The sequence below is a fragment of the Pantoea sp. B9002 genome (assembly GCF_013385945.1).
GTDB lineage: Bacteria > Pseudomonadota > Gammaproteobacteria > Enterobacterales > Enterobacteriaceae > Pantoea.
Genome location: NZ_JACAPA010000079.1, coordinates 1 through 2,447, shown reverse-complemented (window position 1 = coordinate 2,447; position 2,447 = coordinate 1). Strand labels below are relative to the sequence as shown.

The window sequence follows — 2,447 nt, the reverse complement described above, 5'->3', positions numbered from 1 at the left end:
CAGTCCGGCGCCGCGGAACTCCGGACGCGCATCGTTGGTCGGGGTTGCCGGGTCGATCCAGCCGGTCTGCGGCTCAACGTTATCCCATGCGCCTTCCAGTGCATCGCCCGGCATGCCGACGTTGCCGTCGCCCGGCAGCTCCGGTGCGCTCAGATCGATTTCCAGACCAACCGGTGTGGTCATTTCGGTTTTGTTGCCAGCCTTATCAGTAATAACGGCAATGATGTCGTAATTACCTTCTTCCAGTGCCGGGCTGATGGCGACTTCCCAATTGCCTTCCGCGTCAACCACGCCGGTACCCAGTAAGTTACCATCCTGATCGCGCAGTTCAATTTTTGCGCCTACTTCAGACGGCTCAGCGGTACCTTTGATCACCGGCTCACGATCGTTGGTGCTGCCGCCGGAAACCGGTGCGCCAGTCGAGTCATTAATCTCGGTGATCACCGGTTCAGCCGGTGCGGTAGTATCAATGATGATGGTGAGTTGTGAAGACGGCAGGCCGGCGTTGCCCGCTTTGTCGCGGTTGACAACGTGGAAGCTGTAACGGTCGTCCGCCAGCGCGTCAGGGAACGGGAAGCGCCAGGTGCCCTGTGCGTTCACTTCCGCTTCGCCGACTTTTTCATTGTTTAGGTAGACGTCAACAAAAGTGTTGCGCTCGGCAGTACCTACCAGCGTCGGTTTGTTCTTGTTGGTGTAAACTTCGGCACCGCTAAAGGTAACGCCAGCAATTTCAAAAGAGGGAGGGTTGATGATTGAAACACCATCTTCGTCGTGCAGGTCGTCAATCGCTGCCTGGCCTGGTGCTACGGTGTCAACCACCAGTTCAAAGCCCGGCAATGGCAGGCTTGGCTTGCCGGTGATTGGGTCACGTTCCACCAGCACGATGTCATGATCGCCATCCTCCAGAGGCGGTTTTGGCGTCCACTTCCAGCTGCCATCGTCACCAATCATCACTTCATCAATTTTGGTGCCATTGTCGATAATTTCGATTTTGTTGCCGGGCTTACCGGTGCCCGTAAAGGTTGGGGATTTTTCCGAACTGTGGTCACCAGGGTTAATGATTTTGCCCTGCTGGTCGGTCACGCCGCCGATAACGATAGAGGTTGGGATGTTCGGGCCGCCGTTGCTGCCGTCGTCGTAGTCGTTGCCGTTATCGCCGCCGTTGCCATTGCCGTTGCCATTGCCGTTGTTGTTGTCTTTCTCAGCCATGTGCTTGCCAACCAGCATGCCGAGGCCGGTGGCCGCGGCCAGCGCCGCCAGTGCGCCCAGCGCAATCAGCGCCGGCGACAGCATAAAGCCGGCCATGGTCAGGTTGTTCAGGCCCGCTGCGCCCGGGAACTCCACGGCGCCCAGCGCGACGGCGCTGCTCTCACCGTCCAGCAGGAAGGCGGCTTCATCGCCCTCTTCACCGCTGGTCGCGGTGTATTCATGCCACTGGCCGTCTTCGCCTTTACCCACCAGCTCGCCGGCGTTGTCGTAGTAGTCAGTAATAATCAGCGCCGGATGCTCAAGATCTGCGCCTTCCAGCACCACGTGCAGGTCTTTGCCTACGCGCTTTAATGTGATGTTTTCCGGGGCAAAGCCTTTCTCACCTTCTGAAAGAATATATTTGCCGCCAGGAATCGCTTTAACCTTGACCGCTTTCGCGCTGGTTAACACTTCCGCTCTGACAATCGTGTTGTTCTCAACGACTGCCGCATTTACCTGAACTGCACTCATGGATGATCCCTTAAGTGTGAATTGATTTTGACGTCAACCTTCCGGGCGACGCAGAGTGAGCCTGAGAGAGTCTTCAACAGTTGAGATTTCCCCAGATGTTAGGATCCTACCAACTATAAGAATCGTCTGAATCAAGCCGTGTCTTGGAATGTAGGAATGCGGAGGATTTAGCTGTAGGAAAGAGGGTTTTCTACGTTATTTCAATTAAATACGGTTAAGACAAGCCAGTGAGTTTATGTGTGCGTTACGGCGATTAAATAACAAAACCGCTGCTTTTTAGGGCAGCGGTCCGAACTACACGAGTGAAAAGACGTTAGTGATTTTCTAATGTCGTGTTGATGCCCATCTGTACCAGCAGTTCCGCCGATTGGTTACTGTGCCGGAACACCTGATACTCCACGCCCGCCACTTTCACGTTACCGACGCTGTTCCATTCACCGCTGTCCGAGCCATCCGGCATTAAGTCATTTAGCGTCAACTCACGCCCCGCTTCACCGGTGACTTTTAGCTGAATCTTGCCGTCATTGATGAACAGATCACTTTCACCGCTACTGAGAACATCCTGCAGATTCAGGCTCAGCGTGGAGAGGTTTTGCTCGTTCATATCGATCTGATGTGCAGCATCGCTCGACGCGATGGCTGGTGCATCTGCCAGGCTAAATACCGCTGGCGAGGGCTCGGCCTCTTTGTGCAGCGCAATGGCGATATCATCGATCCAGAAGTCATTC

1 protein-coding gene and 1 pseudogene are annotated in these 2,447 nt (G+C 55.1%); both read right to left on the bottom strand.

Annotated elements, in window-relative coordinates; translation table 11 throughout:
- Window positions 1-1,719 (bottom strand): Ig-like domain-containing protein (locus HX773_RS25115; RefSeq protein WP_176973766.1); only part of this gene is annotated, 1,719 nt, incomplete at its 3' end.
- Window positions 1,720-2,032: 313 nt separating this feature from the next.
- Window positions 2,033-2,447, bottom strand: a pseudogene (locus HX773_RS25110) (hypothetical protein); the annotation flags it as partial.